At 35.8% G+C, this 21575-nt stretch carries 17 protein-coding genes and 1 pseudogene; 8 read left to right on the plus strand and 10 right to left on the minus strand.

Translation table 11 applies throughout. The features are described from left to right. Positions 1-192: 192 nt before the first annotated feature. Both BN1066_RS10075 and BN1066_RS10080 read right to left on the minus strand, forming a co-directional pair. The gene (locus BN1066_RS10075) at positions 193-753 is read right to left on the minus strand and encodes a hypothetical protein (RefSeq protein ID WP_077319316.1); all 561 of its coding nucleotides are present in this window, start codon (positions 751-753) and stop codon (positions 193-195) included. Positions 754-1619: 866 nt separating this feature from the next. Further along, a complete protein-coding gene (locus BN1066_RS10080; protein WP_077319317.1) occupies positions 1620-2756 on the minus strand; it encodes a conserved virulence factor C family protein in 1137 nt (378 codons plus the stop codon). A gap of 462 nt (positions 2757-3218) precedes the next feature. Between BN1066_RS10080 and BN1066_RS10085 the strand changes: the two genes are divergently transcribed. Further along, on the plus strand, positions 3219-3692 hold the full coding sequence (locus tag BN1066_RS10085; protein WP_077319318.1) for an acyl-CoA thioesterase: 474 nt from the start codon (positions 3219-3221) through the stop codon (positions 3690-3692). 706 nt (positions 3693-4398) lie between these two features. Here BN1066_RS10085 and BN1066_RS10090 read toward each other — a convergent pair. The 5 genes and pseudogenes from BN1066_RS10090 to BN1066_RS10110 all read right to left on the minus strand — a co-directional run bounded on the left by BN1066_RS10090 (position 4399) and on the right by BN1066_RS10110 (position 9414). Beyond that, entirely contained in the window at positions 4399-4854 is a 456-nt protein-coding gene (locus tag BN1066_RS10090; RefSeq protein ID WP_077319319.1) for a YaiI/YqxD family protein, read from the minus strand. 160 nt (positions 4855-5014) lie between these two features. Next, positions 5015-5422, minus strand: a complete 408-nt coding sequence (locus BN1066_RS10095; protein WP_077319320.1) for an ectoine synthase — start codon at positions 5420-5422, stop codon at positions 5015-5017. A gap of 260 nt (positions 5423-5682) precedes the next feature. Further along, positions 5683-6462 (minus strand): annotated as a pseudogene (locus BN1066_RS10100) (alpha/beta fold hydrolase). 629 nt (positions 6463-7091) lie between these two features. Beyond that, positions 7092-8549 (minus strand): aldehyde dehydrogenase family protein, encoded by a 1458-nt coding sequence (locus BN1066_RS10105; protein WP_077319321.1) that lies wholly within the window; start codon positions 8547-8549, stop codon positions 7092-7094. A gap of 199 nt (positions 8550-8748) precedes the next feature. Beyond that, positions 8749-9414, minus strand: a complete 666-nt coding sequence (locus tag BN1066_RS10110) for an RluA family pseudouridine synthase (RefSeq protein ID WP_077321437.1) — start codon at positions 9412-9414, stop codon at positions 8749-8751. A gap of 401 nt (positions 9415-9815) precedes the next feature. On the opposite strand from BN1066_RS10110, the gene BN1066_RS10115 reads away from it, so the two are divergent. After that, positions 9816-10319: a GNAT family N-acetyltransferase gene (locus BN1066_RS10115; protein ID WP_077319322.1), complete on the plus strand. Its 504-nt coding sequence runs from the start codon at positions 9816-9818 to the stop codon at positions 10317-10319. Between the two features lie 127 nt (positions 10320-10446). Here BN1066_RS10115 and BN1066_RS10120 read toward each other — a convergent pair whose 3' ends face one another. The 3 genes from BN1066_RS10120 to BN1066_RS10125 all read right to left on the minus strand — a co-directional run bounded on the left by BN1066_RS10120 (position 10447) and on the right by BN1066_RS10125 (position 14939). Next, entirely contained in the window at positions 10447-12663 is a 2217-nt protein-coding gene (locus BN1066_RS10120) for a glycoside hydrolase family 2 TIM barrel-domain containing protein (protein WP_245799760.1), read from the minus strand. Further along, a complete protein-coding gene (locus tag BN1066_RS20785) occupies positions 12660-13346 on the minus strand; it encodes a sugar-binding domain-containing protein (RefSeq protein WP_245799761.1) in 687 nt (228 codons plus the stop codon). Before BN1066_RS20785 ends, BN1066_RS10120 begins: the two co-directional genes overlap by 4 nt. Positions 13347-13466: 120 nt before the next feature. Beyond that, entirely contained in the window at positions 13467-14939 is a 1473-nt protein-coding gene (locus BN1066_RS10125; RefSeq protein ID WP_077319323.1) for an amino acid permease, read from the minus strand. A gap of 179 nt (positions 14940-15118) precedes the next feature. On the opposite strand from BN1066_RS10125, the gene BN1066_RS10130 reads away from it, so the two are divergent. The 6 genes from BN1066_RS10130 to argF all read left to right on the plus strand — a co-directional run bounded on the left by BN1066_RS10130 (position 15119) and on the right by argF (position 21288). After that, complete coding sequence (locus BN1066_RS10130; RefSeq protein ID WP_245799762.1) at positions 15119-16006, plus strand: helix-turn-helix domain-containing protein; 888 nt, start codon at positions 15119-15121, stop codon at positions 16004-16006. Positions 16007-16328: 322 nt separating this feature from the next. Then, positions 16329-16748 (plus strand): DUF5082 family protein, encoded by a 420-nt coding sequence (locus tag BN1066_RS10135; protein WP_083953822.1) that lies wholly within the window; start codon positions 16329-16331, stop codon positions 16746-16748. Further along, positions 16748-17032, plus strand: coding sequence for a YwqI/YxiC family protein (locus tag BN1066_RS10140; RefSeq protein ID WP_077319325.1), 285 nt, complete (start codon positions 16748-16750; stop codon positions 17030-17032). Before BN1066_RS10135 ends, BN1066_RS10140 begins: the two co-directional genes overlap by 1 nt. A 43-nt stretch (positions 17033-17075) precedes the next feature. Then, on the plus strand, positions 17076-17759 hold the full coding sequence (locus BN1066_RS10145; protein WP_077319326.1) for an LXG domain-containing protein: 684 nt from the start codon (positions 17076-17078) through the stop codon (positions 17757-17759). A 451-nt stretch (positions 17760-18210) separates the two neighbouring features. Next, positions 18211-19413: a class I SAM-dependent rRNA methyltransferase gene (locus BN1066_RS10150; RefSeq protein WP_077319327.1), complete on the plus strand. Its 1203-nt coding sequence runs from the start codon at positions 18211-18213 to the stop codon at positions 19411-19413. 903 nt (positions 19414-20316) lie between these two features. Further along, entirely contained in the window at positions 20317-21288 is a 972-nt protein-coding gene (gene argF, locus BN1066_RS10155) for an ornithine carbamoyltransferase (RefSeq protein ID WP_245799763.1), read from the plus strand. The last annotated feature ends 287 nt before the right edge of the window (positions 21289-21575 follow it).

A 21575-nucleotide genomic window follows, 5' to 3' on the forward strand; every position in this document is an offset into this window, starting at 1 on the left:
TAACATAGCAGCAACATCAGACCGTTTCGAAGTGGAACCAAAACAACGCAAAGTAGGGAGGGGCCGCTTCGAAGCTGAACCAAAACAACGCAAAGTGGGAGAGACTGCTTCGAAGTCCAACCAGAACACGGCAAAGTAGGGAGACCAATTCGAAGTTGAAACACGTATTACGATAACCAAGATAAAGATATCTTAAGCATAATCTACGACTTGTAATCTGTCGTTTGTTTGCGAACTGAATTCTTGCAGCTTTCCTTCGTAAACAAATTGGAAGCTTTCAGTTGTTTGTAAGTCATATGGGGAAATCAATGATATGGGCTTATTGAATTGAATGACATTGCTTTCTTGAAGAATTGCAGCAACAAATTGCGAACAGAAAAAGGCATTTTTTCTCTTAATTGGCCGTTTTAATAGAAAACCAAACAAACCTATAAAATTATAGCGATAATGATCTTTTTCCGCTTGTAATTGCTGAATATAGTTTTGCATTTTTTTCCATTGGTCTTCTGTAATAGAAATGGAATAAACTACTCCAGTTGCTTGTTTAAATATACCACCTTTAATATCTTCTTGAACAAAACCACCGATAAAAGGGTTCTTAGGAGTTTTTCTTCCAAAACTATAAACTTGTTTAAGCTGTTCATCAAAAGCTATCGAAGCATGATTGAATGGTTTTTTTGTATATAGTTTGATCAGTCTGGTTAGCCATGTTCCTGTATCAGTTAGCAATAAGTATACTTCTTTATCTTGCACAATTATCTCTCCTAGAATTTATAGCTTTTCTTATGAAAAAATAACCTGTATAAAGGGCGGTTCAAAAAGGTAAAAATAACGCAACGTTCTTCGTGACTGTGTTTTTAAATACAAGTCTTCCTCTGGTCTATCAGAAATTGTACGCCAGAGATTTTTTGACTTTCATTAATATCTTTTTTATGTTGGATTATGCAGTTCATGTTGATATGGTCGCTTTTGGTTTAAGAAAAAAATGATATTATAAATTAGTACGCACCGGAGGCTAAAAAGATTCAAAATAACCAGAATTTTCCATAAGATTTGCTTGAGCCCAATTAGAAAATTAATTTAGTTTCTGATGTCACTTATTATTGTATAAATGATGTCAACGTTTGGTAACTGGCTAAGGCAATATTATTAGATACGTCTTAAGATGTATTTCTATACGTGAAATAATTATAGTAGCTTTTCTTATTGTTCGTCGGATTATTTTTTTGCCTATTTCCTGAACTAGAAAGTTCTACTAAGTAACTTAGTGCTCTTGTATATATTAATGATGTTTTTAGTTCAACATTAATCATCCATTTATACTATTGTATGATAAACAGTAGCTGTCTATATAATAAACTTTACTACTGAATATTGCAAGGTACTAATTTATTAAGGTTACGCTGGTTTTATGATAAGGCTATCTTGCATGATATGAAGAGAGCCTAAAATAATAAAGAACTGTTTTATCTTAGAGGAATTTTTTATATGTTTATTGTTTAATCATTTTCATACAAATGATTAAACAGCCTCAGCCCTATCATATAGAGCTAAGGCCGCCTGAATAATTCACCCTGTTTGATTGGGGGAGTTCAATTACGAGGTAACTTAAGAAAATATTATTGTCTTTCTTGCATAGCTTTTGTCATTTGACTCCAAATAGAACCCTTTGCTTCTTCCCCACCTTTAATCCGCGCTAATGCCATTTTTACTTGCATTCGTACTTCAAATTCAGGGTCGTCAAAAGCATTTTCTAAAGCTTTAACTGCTGTTTCATCTCCTAATTCATATAAAAACATAGCAGCACGCCAACGGACTAATCTGCTTTTATCTGTTAGTGCTTTGATCATTTCAGGTATTGCTTCTTTAAAACCAAGATCGGATAAACAGTCTCCCGCCGTTCGTCTGACATTTACAGCCTTATCTTTTAATGCCTTAAATAAATAAGGCAGCACATCTTTATCTTCAATCATTCCTAGATAAGCTGTTGCCAACCTGCGAATGGAGGCTTTTTCATCGTTAAGGGCTTTTTCTAATACTGGTAAATCATCCTTTGTTGGATTTATTTGATCTAATGCCGCATACCGTTCTTTCCAGCTTGGATTATCCAGCACGTCTAAGGCCACTTTTTGATTGCGTGAAGCAACAAAAGAATCATCACTTGTTAATGCATAATTTACTAAATCATTTAACCGTTTTTCATTATAGCTGGCAGAAATCTCTTCCACTACTTCTTTCCCAATTGCCTCAAGTTCTCCATAGCGTGGGCTCTGCTCAATCCATTTTCGTTCTTCAAGAAGGTTATCTGCGGCTGCAGAAACACGCATGACCGCGTCCATAAAACGGGCAGGTAATCCAAACCGTTTTTCTGTATCCTTTGCTACTAATTTTACTTGCATTGGAATGTAGCGAAATAGTTGGAGATATACATTTACTTCACCGAAAGCGTCCTCTGTAACGGCTTGGTTTTTGGGAATGGGTTCCTTATTAGCTTCGTTAGATCCCAGTAACTCTCTAACCTTTGGCAGAATTTCTTCCCAAGGAACACGTGGATTACGTTCCAATGCAATAAAGTCAATAACTCTGTATAGACCTTTTACTCCATTAACTTGAAATAAAGCTTTTATATAAGCAGGTGCGTCTTGTTTATCACCATCTATTGTATAATTTAGTGTTTTGCCTTCTGGCAATTGTTCGTCTACATTTATTTTCATGGAATATGGGCTAGGAGTAGGCTCAATAGATACTATTTTCATGTTGCATCCCCCTTTTATAGTAGTTCGTAAATAAATAGTAACAAATAAACAAATAGGAATCTAATTGAAAGGGTTTTCGATAGAAACTGGCACAGTAACTTTGAAAGGTAAGAGAATATGGAGAAGTCTAAGTGGAAGATAATGGTGACAGGAAATGGAAAGCTACGATAGCGGCATATCGCATGAAGAAAAACATTTTTTAAGAAAAAGGAAAACTTCATTGAAAAGGCATCACACGAAGAAAAAGCGGTTTTCTTTTTCAAAGATAAGAAAAGTTTCAAAAGCGATACATTGCGATTTTTCAAGCACACTTTTATTTTAAACTTTTGTTTCATTTCAAGGAAAAGCCCACTGAATGAAGTTTCACTTTATGTTATAATACTAAAGCTATCTATTTTTTAAAAGTAGAGGTGAATCTTCTTAAGGGGAAGATGTTTTTAATTGTACAAAGGGGAGTAGAGAATGGAAAAACTAGCAATGAGCGCATCAAAAATAATCCAAACAAGATTAGTTCTCCCGCCTGATACGAATCATTTAAACACCATTTTTGGCGGCAGAATATTAGCTTATATTGATGAGATTGGAGCACTTTGTGCGATGAAGCATGCTAAAAGCACCGTCGTAACAGCATCGATTGATTCTGTGGATTTTCTCTCACCTGCAAAAGCTGGGGACGCTTTAACACTAGAAGCGTTTGTAACATATACAGGAAGAACATCCATGGAAATATACGTAAAAGTAGTTGCCAAAGATTTAATTAATCAGCATGAACGATTAACAACGGAATCATTTCTAACAATGGTAGCTGTTGATGAACAAGGAAAGCCTAGACCTGTTCCGCAAGTATATCCAGAAACTGAGGAAGAAAAAATATTATTTGAGTCAGCACCTTTCCGCAGAGAAAATCGGAAACAGCGTGCTGCAAATCGAAAATAAAGCAGTAGCTGTTGATTCTTGGGGAGTCAACAGTTTTTATACTATGGATTTTGTTTATTCCGCATGTAACTGACAGTTAGACCCCAACTTCCATGCTACGAGGTAAAACCTAGGAGGGTAAGTGGAGATCCAACTGCAAGGCAAAAGCCCGATAGTTTATCCTAACAACCCAGTGAGGGATAGAAGAAAACCTCCACTGATTGAGGATTCATCTTACGTTGGTTAATTTTTGTATATCTTTTCTCTACATTTAATTTTGACGGCAAGTCCCTAAAGGTTGATTCACTCATTCTACGATTTGAGCAGTCTCTTTGTTAAGTTCCATGTTTGTTGGAGTCAAGGGATTTTAGCTTGAATTCATGTAGATATGTTTCTATATGATTACCTTTTTTAGAGTAGCATTCTAGCTTAAGTAATCAAGATACTAGCAAACTTCGGTTTTTTTACTACGATAAGTCAACATTGGACTCTCCATCGCCGTTTTCACTTTATTCCGAGTGTAGGAGAGCCGTATTCCTTTTTTAAAAAAAGCGCCTATGATGTTGCGATATTTATAGGAAACGGCTCCTAAATTATCGATTCGTGGGTTGATAAGACAATGTATGTTTCGAGAGGTCTACACTGCACGCAGAAAAGTGTTTTTTTTCAAGAACACCTGCGAACTCAGCCTTTGATCTTCTGTTTCAAGTCCAGTTGTACGTTACTATTAATCACTTGTGCTTTTGTTCTTTAGTAATGCTTTAAAACGAATTTCAAATTGTTTAATATCATCCTCCGTAAAAGGTTTTGGGCCTTTTGTACGCTTGCCGCTTTTTCTCGCCATCGCACTTAAATAGCGGTTTTGTAGGAGTTGATCAATATTTTTGTTCGTATATTGGAAGCCTTTATGATGAATGACATAACAGTCTTTGGCAAGGGCTAACGAAGCCAGTCCATAATCTTGTGTCACAATAATGTCATCTTGTTTTGCAAGCCTGATAATACGATAATCAGCAGCATCAGCACCTTCATCAACATATATTGTTTCTACTCCTTGTGGTTCTTCTTTCATCGAAAAGTGGGAAAAACTTTGAACGAGTATAACGGGTAGATTGAATTCTTTAGCTATTTTTTTAATGGACTCTTTAACTGGACACGCATCGGCATCTACAAGTATTCTCATTTAAAAAACCTCTCATTCATTCCATCTTTGTACTGAAGTAGTATAACCACCATATTTTCCTAATCGTTCTCAATAGCCGGAGTTCTTTTGCAAAGTACCAAGATGTAAATAGGTCGTTTTAGTAGCTATTCAATATGAAAAACATCCTCGTGTAGATATACTACTCTTCTGTTAATACAGGATACGTACCTTCTTCGTCATGAATTTCTGTCCCGGTTAGGGGTGGATTAAATACACAGACAAGGTGCAAATCAGCAGTTGTCGCACGAATATAATGTCTATCATGTTCATTTAACGCATACATCGTTCCTGGAGAGATTTTGTAAATAACTCCAGTTTTCTTACCGTTCTCATCGGCAATTTCGATTTCTCCCTCTCCTTTAATACAATAACACGCTTCAAAGTGATTCTTATACCAATGGTAGTTATCAGCACCTTTTTTAATAACAGTGACTGTCATTGAAAATCCCATACCATCTTTCTGAAGCAACAGCCTTCGACTATTCCAATTTTCACCGACAACATCTAAATCAGTATGAATAATGTCCTCTAGTTTTCTGACAATCATTACAATCACTCCCTATTTCTTTTTCCACATTACAGAAACGAAAGCTGCTTTACTAATAAATGTACGCTCTCTCTCCTAAATATCATATTATATGAACACGCTACACTTTACAAAAAGGTTCCCCTTTACCGTTCCAGATTATTTCCCTCTTGAATGTTCATGACAAATTAGCATAGCATTCTTTTCGTAAATTCATAAATGCATTGTTCCAGTCACTTATGTACTTTGTTTGGAAGTTTTCTCTATTGCCTTACTTCAACCTATTTAGATGAAAAAACTGATTCAAGGAATTCCTCAACTATCTGATTAAATTGTTCAGGTTGCTCTAAGTAAGGTAAGTGTCCACTGTTCGCTATCTCAACGAATGCAGAATTCGTTAAATATTGATCAATTTCTCTCATATAGCTTTCGGGAACAAAATGGTCATTCACCCCTCGTACGATTAAAACCGGGCATGTAATACTAGAAAGATACTGACGTTGATCATAGTCGGCTAACTCTGAAAACAATCTCTGTATATGTGCAGGATTTTAAGACCGAAGAGAATGGTGAAACCCTCTTACAATCGTTTCATTATCCGCTACTCCCATTTCCCTCAATAATGTATTAGCCCAAGTCTTCCCTTGATCATGAAGACTAAGTAAATCATATACTTCAATCCGCTTTTTACGATCCTTAGGTTCTAAGTGAGTAAATGCATTTATAATGATGAGAGCCGAAACAAGGTTGGGATAATAAGAAGCTAAATCAATCCCTATCCTAGCTCCTTTTGAAAGTCCACAAACAATAATCGATTTTAACTTCAAATGATCTACTAAGCTATGTACAACGTCAAAATATTGCTTAAAATCAATCTCATCTCCTTGCGATCTTCCATGTCCAGGTAAATCTATTGATATCACTGTCCATTTCTCTGAGAAATATTTTCTTTGATAGAACCAGTTATTCGCATTTCCGCCAAGACCATGAAGAAATATAATGACAGGTCCGCTACCTTCTACATGATAAAAAATTTTTCTACCATCATATATAAAATACACGTTTATCATCCTTTTCTATCGAATCATCATACAGTAACTATGTTTTTTCTTCTTATTTGTAAAGACTCTACAATATTTAAGCAAACTCAAACCATCTTGTTATCGTTGGGCATTAGAATTATTAAATGGATATATCCAGACGGCTCGATTTCTAACCACAACTTCAGGCACATCTTCTTCTTCGTACTTTCTTTCCATCCTCTACTACGGTAGCACAAATTGAGACGCATGCGCATGAAGCGCATCACGCTTTCGAGAAGCGTATTTTTTTACATGATCATCCACTTTTCTATAGCCGATCGTGAATACCAGTATACCTCACATGGATTTAAAAGAAAAAGGTCGAACGGCAAAGATGACTCATAGTATGTCATGGGTTGGAAGGATGTATGGATAAGATCAATTGAGCCTTTTTAGAGAACGATCAAAATGTCTGCGGTCTTTTACATATGATTTTAAAGAACTTTGCCTTGCGGTGGATGATACATTCAGATTTTATCATTATGATCGATTCCAAAAACGACTAAATGGCCTTAGCCCTATGTATATAGAGCTAAAGCCATTAAGATATTTTATTATTTCCGCTCTTTACCTGATAGGGAGGGTTCAAAAGATGGCAGATCCTTTAATTAGAAAGGATAATCCCTTGGCTCATTTTGTATAGAAATCCATTGAAATGTTGTGAACTCATCAAGCGACCATTTTCCACCGATCCGGCCAAGTCCGGATTCTTTTTCTCCACCAAAAGCAATTAACGGTTCATCATTTACACTTTGATCATTCACATGAATCATACCCGTCTTGATCCGTTTAGCAATTTCGACGCCCTTTTCAACGGAACCTGCGTGAATAGCTCCACTTAATCCATATTGTGTATCATTGGCAATTTGAATTGCTTCCTCCTCTGTATTAAAAGGAATAATTGTTGTGACTGGGCCAAACACTTCATTTTTGGCAGTGGACACATCATTTGTATCCGACTTAAGAATATATGGATACATTACATTGCCTTCTATTTTCCCTTCAAGCACAATCTGAGCGCCTTCATTTTTTGCTTTTTCAATTTGTCCTAAAATCCGTTTAACAGCTTCCTTGTTGATTAACGGGCCGATCATGTTTTCATGATTTTGTGGATTGCCTGCTGTAATTTTCTTCACCTTTTCTGAAAGCTTATCGATGAATTTATCGCAAATGCTCTGATGGACGATGATCCGATTAATAGCCATACAGATTTGTCCATTATGGAAATAACTACCGAAAGCTGCGGAGTCAACAGATTTTTCCAAATCGGCATCCTCTAATACGATAAGTGCATTATTTCCACCCAGTTCCAGAGCCGCTTTTTTCATATTCCGGCCGCAGCGTTCTCCAATATGTTTGCCAACTTTATTAGAACCCGTAAACGAGATTAATCTTGGTATTGGATGATCAACAAAGCCATCACCAATTTCATCAATAGATGCCACAGTAACATTTAATAATCCTTTTGGTAATCCAGCTTCTTCAAAGATCTTAGCAATGAATAGACCTCCGCTTATCGCCGTCTGTTCATCCGGCTTTAAAACAACCCCATTTCCAGCTGCTAACGCTGGAGCTACAGAGCGGATCGACAAATACATTGGGAAATTAAACGGGCTAATGATACCCACGACGCCAATTGGCCTTCGATACACACGATTCTCTTTACCTGGCACTAAAGATGGAACCATCTCTTCACCCATCCTTTTAGGAAAGCTGGCAGCCTCTTTTGTGATCGAAATACAGAAGTCCAATTCTACATTTGCTTTTACAAAAGATGAACCGGTTTCACGGATAAGTAAATCAACGATTTCTTCCCGGCGCGATTCCATGATTGAAGCAGCTTTTTCCATCACTTCCGATTTTTTAAAAGCATTTACTTCCTCCCATGCCATTTGTGATTGTTCGGCAGATCGGTATGCCTCATCAATATCTTCCAGAGTCGCCATTTTGATTTTAGCGATAACTTCATTACTATATGGATTCCTATCCTCATAAACAGAATCACTGCGACCTTCTCGCCACGTTCCTGCAATAAATTGCTTATTCCATTGATTATATGACCCCATTTTAAAAACCACCCCTTTATTCGGATTTTATTATAAATACCCCCCTTATGTATTCTATAATAGAGTCTTATTTAAGTAAATTTTAAAGCTCATCATGATTCTTTGATTTTTAAATTACTTCAATATAAACATAATTTACGTTCACTTGATCGGGTGAAATTTATGAATATTTTCCTATTAATATCGATTATATGAAACTTTACCAAAGGTTCCACGGATATTCCTTTGGTGGAAGTGATTCTATCTTAACCATTTTCTTTTTAGTCGGATGTTCAAATTGTAATAAATTTGCCCATAATGCAATTTGTTGGCCTGGATGACTTTTTAGTCCGTATTTTTGATCACCGTAGATTGGGCATCCAGATGTGGAAAGCTGAACGCGTATTTGATGAGGACGTCCAGTATATAACTGTATGGAAAGTAGACTTAAGTCTTTTATTTTGCTGATCATTTCGTATTTTAGTATCGCTTTTTTGGCATTCTTATAATGATCCGGAACAGTATACACTTTATTTTCACGTTGATTCTTGAATAAATAATGTTGCATGACCCCATGACTTGCAGGAGGTGCTCCCCTTACAACAGCTAAATACCTTCTGTCAAACGCTCTCCTGCGAATGACGTCTGATAATCGTGAAGCAGCCTTAGATGTTTTGGCAAATGTCATCACACCGCCAACAGGTCGATCCAACCGATGAACTAGCCCTAGAAAAACGTTGCCTGGCTTTTGATAGCGTATTTTTAAATCATGTTTTAAGATTGTAAGTAAATCCTTATCTCCAGTGTTGTCTTTTTGCACAGGGATATTTATCGGCTTTTGAACAACGAGCAGATGATTGTCTTCATATAAAACAGAAATTTGCATGTAATACCAAGACTCCTTCAATACATAATGCATCGATTGTATCGTATATTGGTAAACTTTCAAAGGTCTTCCTAATTCCATTTCTATTAATATATAGCCCTCACCAGCCATTCACCTTCTTTAAACAATCATTCTTTTAGCTTTACCAATTACTGATGCTGCATAAAAGCCAAAAATCGGAGATTGATTATTCTAATATACTCATAATCAACATATCCTAGATCGAACATGTATATGGCATCTTTATCATCTAGGGAGATTTCCAACTGATTTCGCGTGTTCGCTTGGATTTGTCAGCTATGCTTTTTACCCCTTGTTTAAAAAGTGACAAAAATGAATATATAGAGTATTCTTTTTAGAAATATGGTGATTTTGAACTTGGATCAGGGGGGAATTTAAGCATGGAATTATGTACGCCGAGTGAGGAGTGGGAGGCAGAACATCAAGCATATTGGGAAGAATGGGGAGAGGAGGCAATGATTCCAGCCAGCTTTGATTTAACAGGTTACGATAATTATCATACATATTTACAGGATTTAGCTTCTAAACAACAAGGGGAAGGAAATTGGGTTCCTAATTCAAATTATTTTCTTGTTAATGAAAATGAGAGAATCATGGCAATGCTTAATATTAGACATGAGCTTAACGACTTTTTAAGGAAGGTGGGGGGACATATTGGTTACGGGGTTAGGCCATCGGAACGAAGAAAAGGTTATGCAACAAGGATTTTACGGGAAGCTTTGGCTGTATGCCAAGAATTAAAGATAGAGCATGTACTGGTAACCTGCGAAGCTAGTAATTTTGGTTCAGCAAAAGCCATTATAAATAATGGCGGTATAGAAGATGAATCGTATAAGGATCGTGCTGGGAAGATAACGAGAAGGTTTTGGATACGGAATAAATAATGATTTAAAATGTTGCTTGATCTTGAAGTTCACTTTCAACTCTATGGAAATAGAAAAACGTAGCTTCCTGATTATGGGAAGCTACACTTTTGGGATAGAAGAAGGAGGAAAGTCTTTAATGACTTTATCATTTTCTTCCTAACTCTACTATATTATTTGTGGTGACATCTTCAAAAGAGATTTCAAAACTGAGTGAGAAATCATCAAATTTACATCTGTACTTATCCAGCTGATCTTGTCCACAGGAATTACTTCCTAATCCATTTTGTTGCTTATCGAGATGCAAAACCAAGTAATCTCGTTCGACTAAATTGATCGTGTGCTTTGCTTTTTCCAAATCCACATCTTCGTATTTAGAAACACGAAAGTTTAATGGATGGTTACCTTTAAATAATAGTGCATGGTTTTTATTAGAAAGCCCTATCCAATCACAATCCATGTGGTTGCCGTTTTCCTGTGGTTTCACATAATTTACAAACAGTTTATCGACGTTTGCGTGAAATACACCAGGATAAACGGATTGACAAGAGTCAACATAGTTTTCGTGAGGTCCTAACCCGCGCCAAGAGACAGACTGTAGTTGTTTATTCAAATGCATGGTTACCCCTATTCTTGGAAGCATTGGTGGAGCATTTTCTTTTCGTCCTGAAGCAATTCCGTTAACTTCAACACGCATTTTTCCAGCTGGAGAAATAACATATTTATAGGTCAAATCGTAGTACCATGAGCTGTTAGTAGTTCCATAGAAAGCGTGAACTGTCCAATCGAAACTTCCATTATTTATGTCATAGGTTATATCACGAATTATTTCATGGCCTAAGTGCATAAAGTATTTGTTTTTATAGTCTTTCAGATAGTACATATCATTGTCGATCGGAGCTCTCCACCATGTGAAGTTAGGACCCTTTTTAATGAATGTATGACCTTGGAATCTAGCCTCTATTAAATTACCTCTTACTTTATCGAATGTATAAGCAAAATTTTCACCCGATACAATTACTGTAAAGTCCTTCTCAGTAAAGCTTAAATCAAGACCCTCTGTAGAAGGAGCAACAATTTGCTTTGGTTCTTTATGGTAGATAAATACAGATTTAGTAACTTCGAAATTTGCTTTAGCCCAACTGGTATCTTCTTTAAGCCGATAAATCAAGTGTACTGTATATTGAGCTCCAGGCTTAAAATTATTCAGCTTTGGATATGCAATAGTGATTTGTTTAGAATCTCTTGTTGCTATTTCAGGCAATGTTTGTTCTTTTTCCTCGAGGAGTTGATCATCCTCGTAGAAACAGCAAATTAGTTTATAATCATTTAAACTCTTAAATTCTTGACGGTTTGTAAGTTGATATAAACCGGATTTGATATCAATAGGTTCTGTTTGAACAGGTTCGATTACTTTTTTATATTCCGTTAAAGCAGTTGAAGGTGTCCGATCTGGCATTAATAAACCATCTATACAGAAGTTGCCGTTAGTTGGTTCATCACCAAAATCCCCACCGTATCGGTAATATACTTTCCCGTCTTCTGTAACTGTTTCTATTCCATGATCAAACCATTCCCAAATAAAGCCACCTTGAAGATGATCATATTTGTAAAACAGATCTTGATATTCTTTCAGATTTCCCGGTCCATTACCCATAGCATGGGCATATTCACATAGGATATGTGGTTTTTGAGTAGTATGAATCACTTTATCCATTGTTAATTTTTCGTCGTGCTCCAGCCATGTGTACATCGTTGTGTATACATCACTGATTTCTGCTTCAAAATCTCCTTCATAATGTACAAGGCGAGTTGGATCTGTCTTTTTTACGTATTCGCTCATTTTTCTGAAATTATAGCCAAATGCTGATTCGTTTCCTAATGACCACATAATGATACATGGGTTATTTTTATCTCTCATTAGTGTTCGTTTTATTCGGTTAACGTAAGCTTCTTCCCATTCAGGATTATCAGAGATCCATTTATAGTCACCTGTTAATTCAAATCCATGACATTCTAAATCTGCTTCGGAAATAACATACATACCGTATCGGTTGCATAATTCATAGAAATAAGGAGAGTTTGGATAATGAGCAGTTCGAATAGCATTTATATTATGCTGCTTCATTAAAATAATATCTTGTTCCACACTCTCATAAGTTGTCACGCGTCCTTTAGTTGGACTATAATCATGGCGGTTGACTCCTTTTAATTTAATAGCTACCCCATTTACTAGAAATTGCTTGCCTCTTAATTCGATTTGAACAAATCCAACATCTTGTTGAACAACCTCAATTGCTTCATTGTCATTGTATACAGTCATGATCAGTTTATATAAATATGGGTTTTCCGCTGACCATTTCACGGCTTTTTAACTTTCTTCGTCAGGCTGTCTCTGCCATCTTGTTCGTGAGTGAAAATTGTTTCACCCCTGGCATTTAACAATTGATAGTGTGTTTTCTGATTTAATGGTTTATCAAATACAGGATTTACGATCAATGTAGCTTCTTGATAAGAAGAATCAAATATCGTTTTTATCGTGAAATCCCATAGACCTCGTGTTGGTCTGGCAAACAGTTCAACATCGCGGAATATTCCACTTAACCACCACATATCTTGGTCTTCCAAATATGTTCCGTCCGACCATTGAAATACACGAACAGTTAAATAGTTCGTACCCTCAATTAAAGAATTGGTTAAATCAAATTCACTTTGAATTCTGGCACCTTTACTATAACCGATAAATCGATTATTTAAATATACCTCATATGCTGAATCGACGCCTTGAAATCGGATTATATATTGATAGTTCTTATCGATGTTATCTATTTCAAATGTTCTTCGGTAAATACCAGTTGGATTTTCTGTCGGTACATATGGTGGAATGATTGGGAAATTGTACCAAAGATCAGCATAATGCATATTGCCAAACCCTTGAGTTTGCCAGTTTCCAGGTACTTCAATCTCAACCCATGTAGAATAATCGTAATCTGTTTTGTAAAAATCTTCTGGACTATATTCAGGTGCACTAAATATAAGAATGACCATTCACCATTTAAATTCTGGTAAAAATGTTGTTTGTTTTCTTCAATGGTTGATAGACTCGTAAAATGTGACCTTGCTTCCATTCTATTAATATCATCAACCTTGTGATTTTCCCATCTTTTTTTAACTACTACCATTTTCTTCACCTTTCTTCCTTTCTTTTTTCTCGTATCTTCTATAGCAAATACCTGCAAATCCAAGGAATATAATAATTCCCAGTACATTGTAAATAAGACTAAATAATGGATTCATAGAACCTTCAGCAACTACTCCAGTCTGTAAATATGCCATTAATGCAGCCGGTGAAGGGAAAGTGGAGACAAAGAAAGCGAATAAAAAGAATGTTAATAACATGATTCCCATCACAATACCAGTTTTTTGCTTCCCAACTTTAAATGATCTAGGCAAATGCTCTTTTTTAGCGCGAAACACGATATAAGCAATTAGCAAAAACAAGACAGGTATTAATGATGTTGCTGCTGTCATATTAATTAATGTTTTTAACAAAGAATTAACCGTGCCAATTCCTAATGCGGGAATTAGTAATAAAATGGTTACAATAATTGCTTGTAGTGTTAAGGCGTTAGTTGGATTTCCTTCATTATTCGTTTTTGCGACCCATTTACCAAATATGCCTTCAGGGATTTCTGAAAACAATATTTTAACTGGTGCAGCTGTCCATATTACTAATGAACCTATGGCACTTAACATCATGATTAAACCAACGAATCTGTTAATTCCATCGCCAATTCCAAAGTGACTTCCTAAAATAGCGAATGCTTCAAATAGGGCATCTGAATAGTTATCCTGCAGTGCTTCAGCTGGCATGATTAAACCAACTGCAACAGATCCTAGAGCATACATAATACCAATAGAAAAAGCAGCAATTATAATTGTTCTAATAAAGGTTTTATTCCCCCCATGAATATCTTTTACATATACTCCTATTGCTTCTGCTCCCCCTACTGCCTGTAAAATCCATGCTAGTGTGGCAAAGTAATTCCAGTTCATAGAAGGAGCAAGAGTTTCCCCAGTAAATTCTTGTGCTGTAGGTTTACCCAACATAAACACTACGGCCAAAGCAAAAACAATAAAACCAATTCCCATTAAAAGTCTCGCTACACCAGATACATCTGTAACTTTTGAAATCCAAGTCACTCTTTTTATAGAAACAAACGTTGCAAGCCAGAAAAGGAAGATAGATAAGAGTGACATAGAAACAGTTGCATTAGCCCCAAACCCATTTCTTCCTACGAAGGTGTAGGAAGCATAGATTAAAATTTGCGGTAATAGGGCTGTAAAGTAAACTAAGTTTACAAAAAAGTAAGACCATGAGCCTAAAAAGGCCCATTTTTCACCTAATGATGTACGGATCCAGCTGTAAACACCGGATTCTGACTCCAAGTTGGCTGACGAAAACTCGCCTATCATTAAGGCGAACGGGATGAAATAAAAAACAGTGGCAAATAAAAATGTAAAAACTGCAGATAAGCCGATACTGGCAGTTGCATTTATGATGTTATTAAATGCGAAAACTGCGGTAAAAGCCATTAACAAAAATGAAGTAGCGGTTATTTTTTTTCTGCTTTCCGTCATAATTTGAGCTCCTTTCTTGTTTGTGAGCTTCTTACAAAATGTACATGTACAAGGATTCTTGTTAATATAAATGTAATCAACTTGCTAATGACTGCGCTTTCATGGTAACGGAATTAGACATGTAAGTTAATACTTTATTGTTGTTTGTTCTTGACATTATGTTGCAAGGAGGAATTACTTTGTTTCATTCCATTGGCACGTTTCAGACAGATCAGAAGCTTAATAATGAATTTTACATTTATGAGTGTGGATATGAAGATGTGAAACCCAGAGATCCTTATCAGTATCAACCCATTGATTATTACTTGGTTCACTATATTTTAGAGGGAGAGGGGTTGTTTTTTATTGAAGATGAGGTACACCATCTAGGTGCCAAAGAAGGATTTATCATTCCACCGGGAACAAAAAATAATTATTATCCGCTTGCGGGGAATCCTTGGAGCTATCGATGGATTGGCTTTAAAGGCTCTTTATGTGAAGAACTGTTTATAAAGTGTGGACTATTAAATGATGTGCATCAAGGTATGAAAAATTATGTGTTCAGATTTAAAGATAAAAGTAAACTAAACCAATTATTTGCTAATGCATATTTTTATTCACAGAGAAGAAAGTCGTATGCAGCACTTGCAGAAGCGTACCATATTATAAATTTACTAATCGAGCAGTATGAGGAAGAAGTACGATGCAGTATTACCGAAGGGGAAAAATATGTACGAGAAGCAATTAAAATCATCGAAAACAAATATGATGATCAACTGTTTTCGGTTAAAGAGCTTGCACGAAAAGTGCAAATTGAGCGATCTTATTTATATCGGTTGTTTAAAAAATATTTAAATATTAATCCAAAACAGTATATTTTGCAGTATAGAATTAATAAATCTACGGAGTTACTGCAAAAAAGCAGTTATAGTATTGAGGAGATTGCTTATTTAGTAGGTTTTAATAGCCCATCCCATTTTTCTAGACAATTTTCAAACTGTAAAAGTTTATCTCCATCGAAATATCGTTCCAAATTTAAAGTTATTACTACTAATTATAATGGGAGTGAAAATAAACTGGAGAGATAATTTATAATATTATGTGAATATTTTCACTTTGATTAGATATACAACCGCATTTTTAGACAATGCGGTTTTTTCTGCAACCATCTTCATTTTGTCAAAATTTTAATAGTGTTCCAAGATCTATTATGATATTTTTTATGATCCAGTTTTTAGAGATTAAATGAAAGAAAATATCGAAAATAAAAACTGAAAAATCAAACGGATTGCTTGATTTATCGGTTTGTTACTTCTTACCTATTAAAACAAGTAATTCAATACTATATAATGGAAGTATAGATATTAATCACATGATGATGGAATGGTCAATTGCGTTGAGGTGAGAAAATTGGAATCGTTGCACTGGATTAACGGGCAAATTAGTCGAACGCAGAATTCGCTTTATGTGTTGAATGTACAGTTGGAAGAAAAACGTAGAGAATTAGAACGACTGGCTTTAGCATATTCAAATTTACATGATTTCCAAAATGAATTTAGACGAAATGAACAATGGTGTTTAGCACCAGAATTATCTGAAGATACGTGGACAGGAACATTGGCCAATCAGTTTCAACAATGGAAAGAAAATGAGATTCTCCAAAGTTATGTGGCTTTATATAACAAGCAATTAGCACTAACGATGGATCAATTAAATGATAAGTTAAGAGAAACGAAGCAATCAATTATCGATATTCGTATGGATGTAACCGCTCAAAACAATGCTTTGGATGATTTATATGACAGGCAGCGAAGGGAGTTAATGAATTAATGAGTGAGGAAGTAAAAATTAATTATACTCCAATTGAAAAAGCATTGGTCAATCTAAAAACGTCCGCCCAAGCAATGGATTATGATATAGTAGACGATTGTCAAGGTGACAATATGTTGGATATGATCACGAAAATAAATGAGATTAATCATTTATTAGAGGAAGTTTTGTCCACATATCAATCGCTACTTCTCGACCATGGTCAATCAACAGTCGAAGCGATTAATCAATTTGTTGAGTCAGAGCAAGCTATCGCTTCATCTATTCAATTTCTGGAAAAATAATAAGCTATCTTTTCATTGACATTCCTCAGCAGGAGGGTTATCCATGAAAGTTTTAGATAAAGAAGCCTTGTTTGATTACATAAATAAAGTTCAAAAGAAAATTCATTTATTGCAAACGCAGCTTATTGATATTCAGAAGGCTATTAAAGGAGTTGTTGAGCTGGATGATGTATTAAAAGGAAAAGCCGGAAGTGCGATTCGATCTTTTTACGCTGATGTGCATGAGCCAATTTTAGTATTGCTGAAAAATTTTCTTGCAACTTACTATCATATGTTAAATCAATTAAAAGAATCACTTCATTCCTTCGAGCCAGCTAACTATGGCTTTATTCGACAATCTTTTTTAGAACAAGATATAGAGCAGGGGTTAAAAAGACTGGAACAGATCACTCAAGGACTTACGGATGAAGTCAATCATGAGATTACTAAAATCCAAGATATTATTCAACTTTCACCCTTAGATGATAGTTATTTGCTTCATCGTATACAACAAGCGAAAGTGAAGAAAAATCATGTGTTAGAACAACTATACGTCTTAGATAGCTCAAAGGTAAAAATGTTAGAGCCAATGATGGAAGATTTGCTGACGATGAAAAACTATCTATCAGAAATGAGAAAAATTTTCTTTGTAGATAGTACTTTAATTACGCAATATAAGCACACTTCTTTAAAAGATAGCGATATTTATCAAGAGGTAATAGAAAAAAATGATATTCCATTAGATTAAGCATGGAATTCATATATGGTTGCCCTTACATAAGGGGTTTCCAGTGTATGTTATAATGATATTCCATAAAGCAATTCTAAATAAAAGGCTCTTTGTTCTTTTAGAGAGTTCTACTAATATAAATAACGTGTACTTATCGAGATAGTATAGACTTAATTAATATTTAAAATTCAGAATATAATTAATATTTGTGGTGAGAAAGCCTAATTCAAGAATTAAAGGAGCACGGAGAAGAAGAAGTGATAGAAAACGGCACCTAAATGCCCGATTCGTTTAAGGGCCTTTAGGTCATACCCTTGCGGTACTAACATTCCGTGTAAAAAGCGTTCTACGGAATGAAGTTTCACTTTATCCTGTTAGAGGTTCACCAGTTTATACGTTGATCAATGGTGCTTGCACTTTTGTTTATCAGCATGTAATAATAAAGAAAAATGTAGTTAGGAATGAAAAAATGAGGAAAGAAATAACGTTACAAGTGAACGATAATTATATCAAACAATTACGTCAAGGGTATCCGCTCATACATAAAGAAGCAGTAAAGCCGATACGTGCACTTCCCGAAGAGGGGGCTGTTGTTCGATTGGTTGACTCTAATAATCGCTTTCTAGCTAGAGGCTACTATGGTGAACAAAATAAAGGGATAGGATGGGTACTAACCTATCATGAGAGTGAACAGATTGACTCTAAGCTGTTTCAGACTAAAATATTTACAGCTATTAATAAGCGACAAGGCTTTTTTCAATCAGAAGATACGAATGCGTTTCGGGTTTTTAATGGAGAAGGAGATGGAGTAGGCGGGTTAACAATTGATTATTTCGCTGGTTATTACTTAATTAACTGGTATAGCCAAGGAATATACTCGTTTAAAAATGATGTTTTACAAGCTTTAGACGTATTAGGTAATTATCATGCGATCTATGAGAAAAAAAGATTTCATACGAAAGGAAAGTATCTGGAAGATGACGATTTTGTTAAAGGAGAGCGCGGCGAATTTCCGATTATTGTAAAAGAAAATGGAATACACTTCGCTGTTTACTTAAACGATGGTGCAATGACTGGTATTTTTCTGGACCAGCGAGATGTTAGAAAAGTAATTCGTGATACGTACGCTAAAGGAAAGGATGTGTTAAATACATTTTCCTATACAGGTGCATTTTCTGTAGCAGCCGCTTTGGGTGGAGCAGAGCAGACGACGAGTGTGGACTTAGCAAAACGGAGCAAGCCGAGAACAATCGAACAGTTTAGCGTGAATGGCATTGATTTTGATCAACATAAAATCGTCATTATGGATGTGTTTGATTACTTTAAATATGCAAGGAGAAAACAGTTGCAATATGATCTAGTGATAGTTGATCCTCCTAGTTTTGCGAGGTCTAAAAAACGAACGTTTAGCGCAGCAAAAGATTATCCTGCCTTGCTTACAGATGTAATTTCGATTACAAGAAATCATGGGATCATTGTTGCTTCAACAAATAATGCCAGCTTTGGGATGAAAAAGTTTAAAGGATTTATTAAGCAAGCTTGTCAAAAAATGCATGTGACTTATAAAATTTTGCAACAATTTCAGTTGCCGTCTGACTTTCAAACGAATGAACAGTTTATCCAAAGTGATTATCTTAAGGTGTGCATTATACAAATACAGCAAAATAAATAATGAACCAAAGCACTAAAAAATAAACATGTATATAGGAAATAATCTCGTGTGGTTATTAGGTGATACGGGGTTTTTTCCCCGCATCTAAAGTAGTGGAAGGGGAGTTCCACTTCAAAGGGATACGGAGTACCGAGAAGTCTAAATGGGACGTAATGGTACTTAAATGCCCGATTGTTGGGTATTCGAGTCGATGGACAGGGAAAGCTACGTCAGCGACACATCGCGGTTTTTCAAGGACAGAGAAGCTTCAGTAGGAGTAAAGCCTCACAAAATATTGGCTCGCAGGGATAACTAATGGCTGGAATGAGAGCACAAAATTCACCAAGAAGTATAGAGAGTGGTACTATAAGGATGGTTACAGCTTTATTATTCTCTTGGATATTTTGGAATTGGCGTCTATAAACTAAATACTCTTTCTAAGTTTTATCTCATAGAAATGAAAACATGGTAGTTTTCTATATAGTAGATAAATATTCGAGCGTCATTTAACCAGCCAAGCAGATTAGTTAAAACTAGCCTGCTTGGCTCCTTTTATTATCAAGGAAAACTATCTTCATTTTTATGTGTCCTTTTTTAAAAGTTAAGTGCTCGTATTTCTAGCAAACCTCGTCCTTCATCCTACGGTAAATTCAACTCGGATTCCACTGTCATTCATGTTTCTTTTATCTTCGAATGTAAGGAAGTTTATTTCTCATATTTTCAAGGAAAATAACACGCCAGGATGAAGTTTTCTTTTTTTCATCAGAGGTTTTTTCTTTGTATGTCACTAACCGAATATCTTCTAGCTTTTTTCCGCTGGTCTAATATTTAAAAATAAATTAATTTTTCAATAAATGGTATTGTATATTTATTCCTTTTGTTGCATAATAATTCGTATATAGTTTTGAAAAGGTGGAGATGGTGTTGGTAGTAGAATTAAAGCAGTCTGTATTTAAATTGAAGGAATTGGAAGGACGGGATTTTTTAACTCTGGCGGATTATACGTATAAAGAAATTACGTATTTGCTAGATCTAGCTAAACAGCTGAAAATACAACGTAAACGAGGAAAGACAGTTCATTTATTGAAAGGAAAGACACTGGGAATGATTTTTGAAAAGTCATCCACGAGAACACGAGTGTCATTTGAAGCAGGGATTTATCAGCTCGGCGGAAATGGAATTTTCCTTAGCTCAAAGGATATTCAGTTAGGGAGAGGGGAAACCATTGCTGATACAGCGAAAGTATTATCAGGCTATCTTGATGGAATTATGATTCGGACTTATTCTCAATCCGTCGTGGAAGAGTTAGCAGAAGAGGCACTCATTCCAGTTATCAATGGGCTTACCGACCGCTTTCATCCCTGTCAGGTGTTAGCTGACTTACTAACGATAAAAGAACGAAAGGGAGCTTTTCAAGGATTAAAATTAGCTTACATTGGTGATGGAAATAACATGGCTCATTCTTTAATGCTTGGCTCAGCAATTGTGGGAATGGATATAGCTGTTGCAGCACCAGAAGGTTATCAGCCGGAGGAAGAAGTCGTATTAAAGGCTAAGGCTATAGCAGCCAATTCAGGTGCGAACGTGCAAATTACTGAAGACCCAAAAGGCGCTGTTCAACAGGCAGATATTGTATATACGGATGTTTGGGCAAGTATGGGGCAGGAAGAAGAGCAAGCAAAAAGAGAACTAGATTTTGCTGGATTTCAGGTTAATGGAGCGCTTATGAATTTTGCGAAAGAGGATGCCAGCTTTTTGCATTGTTTGCCGGCGCATCGGGGGGAAGAGGTCACAACGGATGTAATTGACGGCAAAGCTTCCGTCGTTTTTCAACAGGCAGAAAATCGCTTGCATGCACAAAAAGCCTTAATGGTAGCCTTGATGGGCGTAGAATGAAAAAGTTGCAGGATAATACCTGCAACTTTTTCTACATGGTGAAAATCTTTTTTGAAAGCAGCTTGGTCCAGCTTCAGCGCTTGAGCTACTCGCAAACTTTGATTTCCTTCTCCGGTAAATCAAAAGTTTTTCCAGTTGTATATAATTAAATGAGCATTTACACATTTGTTCGTTATAAATGATCACAACCATCGAAAAAATTGGAAGCAATAGAAGGCAATCAACCGTCTGCCGAGTAACTGATTGCCTTCTACTAGTATCTAAAAAGGGGACTCAAGGATTTTAAT

The organism is Virgibacillus proomii, assembly GCF_900162615.1.
Lineage (GTDB): Bacteria > Bacillota > Bacilli > Bacillales > Amphibacillaceae > Virgibacillus > Virgibacillus proomii.

Bases quoted from the DNA above. Each gene is read 5' to 3' on its own strand.
- BN1066_RS10145 (WP_077319326.1), top strand. From the start codon at position 17,076: ATGAAAGTTTTAGATAAAGAAGCCTTGTTTGATTACATAAATAAAGTT.
- BN1066_RS10150 (WP_077319327.1), top strand. From the start codon at position 18,211: ATGAGGAAAGAAATAACGTTACAAGTGAACGATAATTATATCAAACAA.
- BN1066_RS10105 (WP_077319321.1), bottom strand. From the start codon at position 8,549: ATGGGGTCATATAATCAATGGAATAAGCAATTTATTGCAGGAACGTGG.
- BN1066_RS20785 (WP_245799761.1), bottom strand. From the start codon at position 13,346: ATGGTCATTCTTATATTTAGTGCACCTGAATATAGTCCAGAAGATTTT.
- BN1066_RS10090 (WP_077319319.1), bottom strand. From the start codon at position 4,854: ATGAGAATACTTGTAGATGCCGATGCGTGTCCAGTTAAAGAGTCCATT.
- BN1066_RS10080 (WP_077319317.1), bottom strand. From the start codon at position 2,756: ATGAAAATAGTATCTATTGAGCCTACTCCTAGCCCATATTCCATGAAA.
- BN1066_RS10085 (WP_077319318.1), top strand. From the start codon at position 3,219: ATGGAAAAACTAGCAATGAGCGCATCAAAAATAATCCAAACAAGATTA.
- BN1066_RS10125 (WP_077319323.1), bottom strand. From the start codon at position 14,939: ATGACGGAAAGCAGAAAAAAAATAACCGCTACTTCATTTTTGTTAATG.
- BN1066_RS10115 (WP_077319322.1), top strand. From the start codon at position 9,816: ATGGAATTATGTACGCCGAGTGAGGAGTGGGAGGCAGAACATCAAGCA.
- BN1066_RS10140 (WP_077319325.1), top strand. From the start codon at position 16,748: ATGAGTGAGGAAGTAAAAATTAATTATACTCCAATTGAAAAAGCATTG.
- BN1066_RS10110 (WP_077321437.1), bottom strand. From the start codon at position 9,414: ATGCAAATTTCTGTTTTATATGAAGACAATCATCTGCTCGTTGTTCAA.
- BN1066_RS10095 (WP_077319320.1), bottom strand. From the start codon at position 5,422: ATGATTGTCAGAAAACTAGAGGACATTATTCATACTGATTTAGATGTT.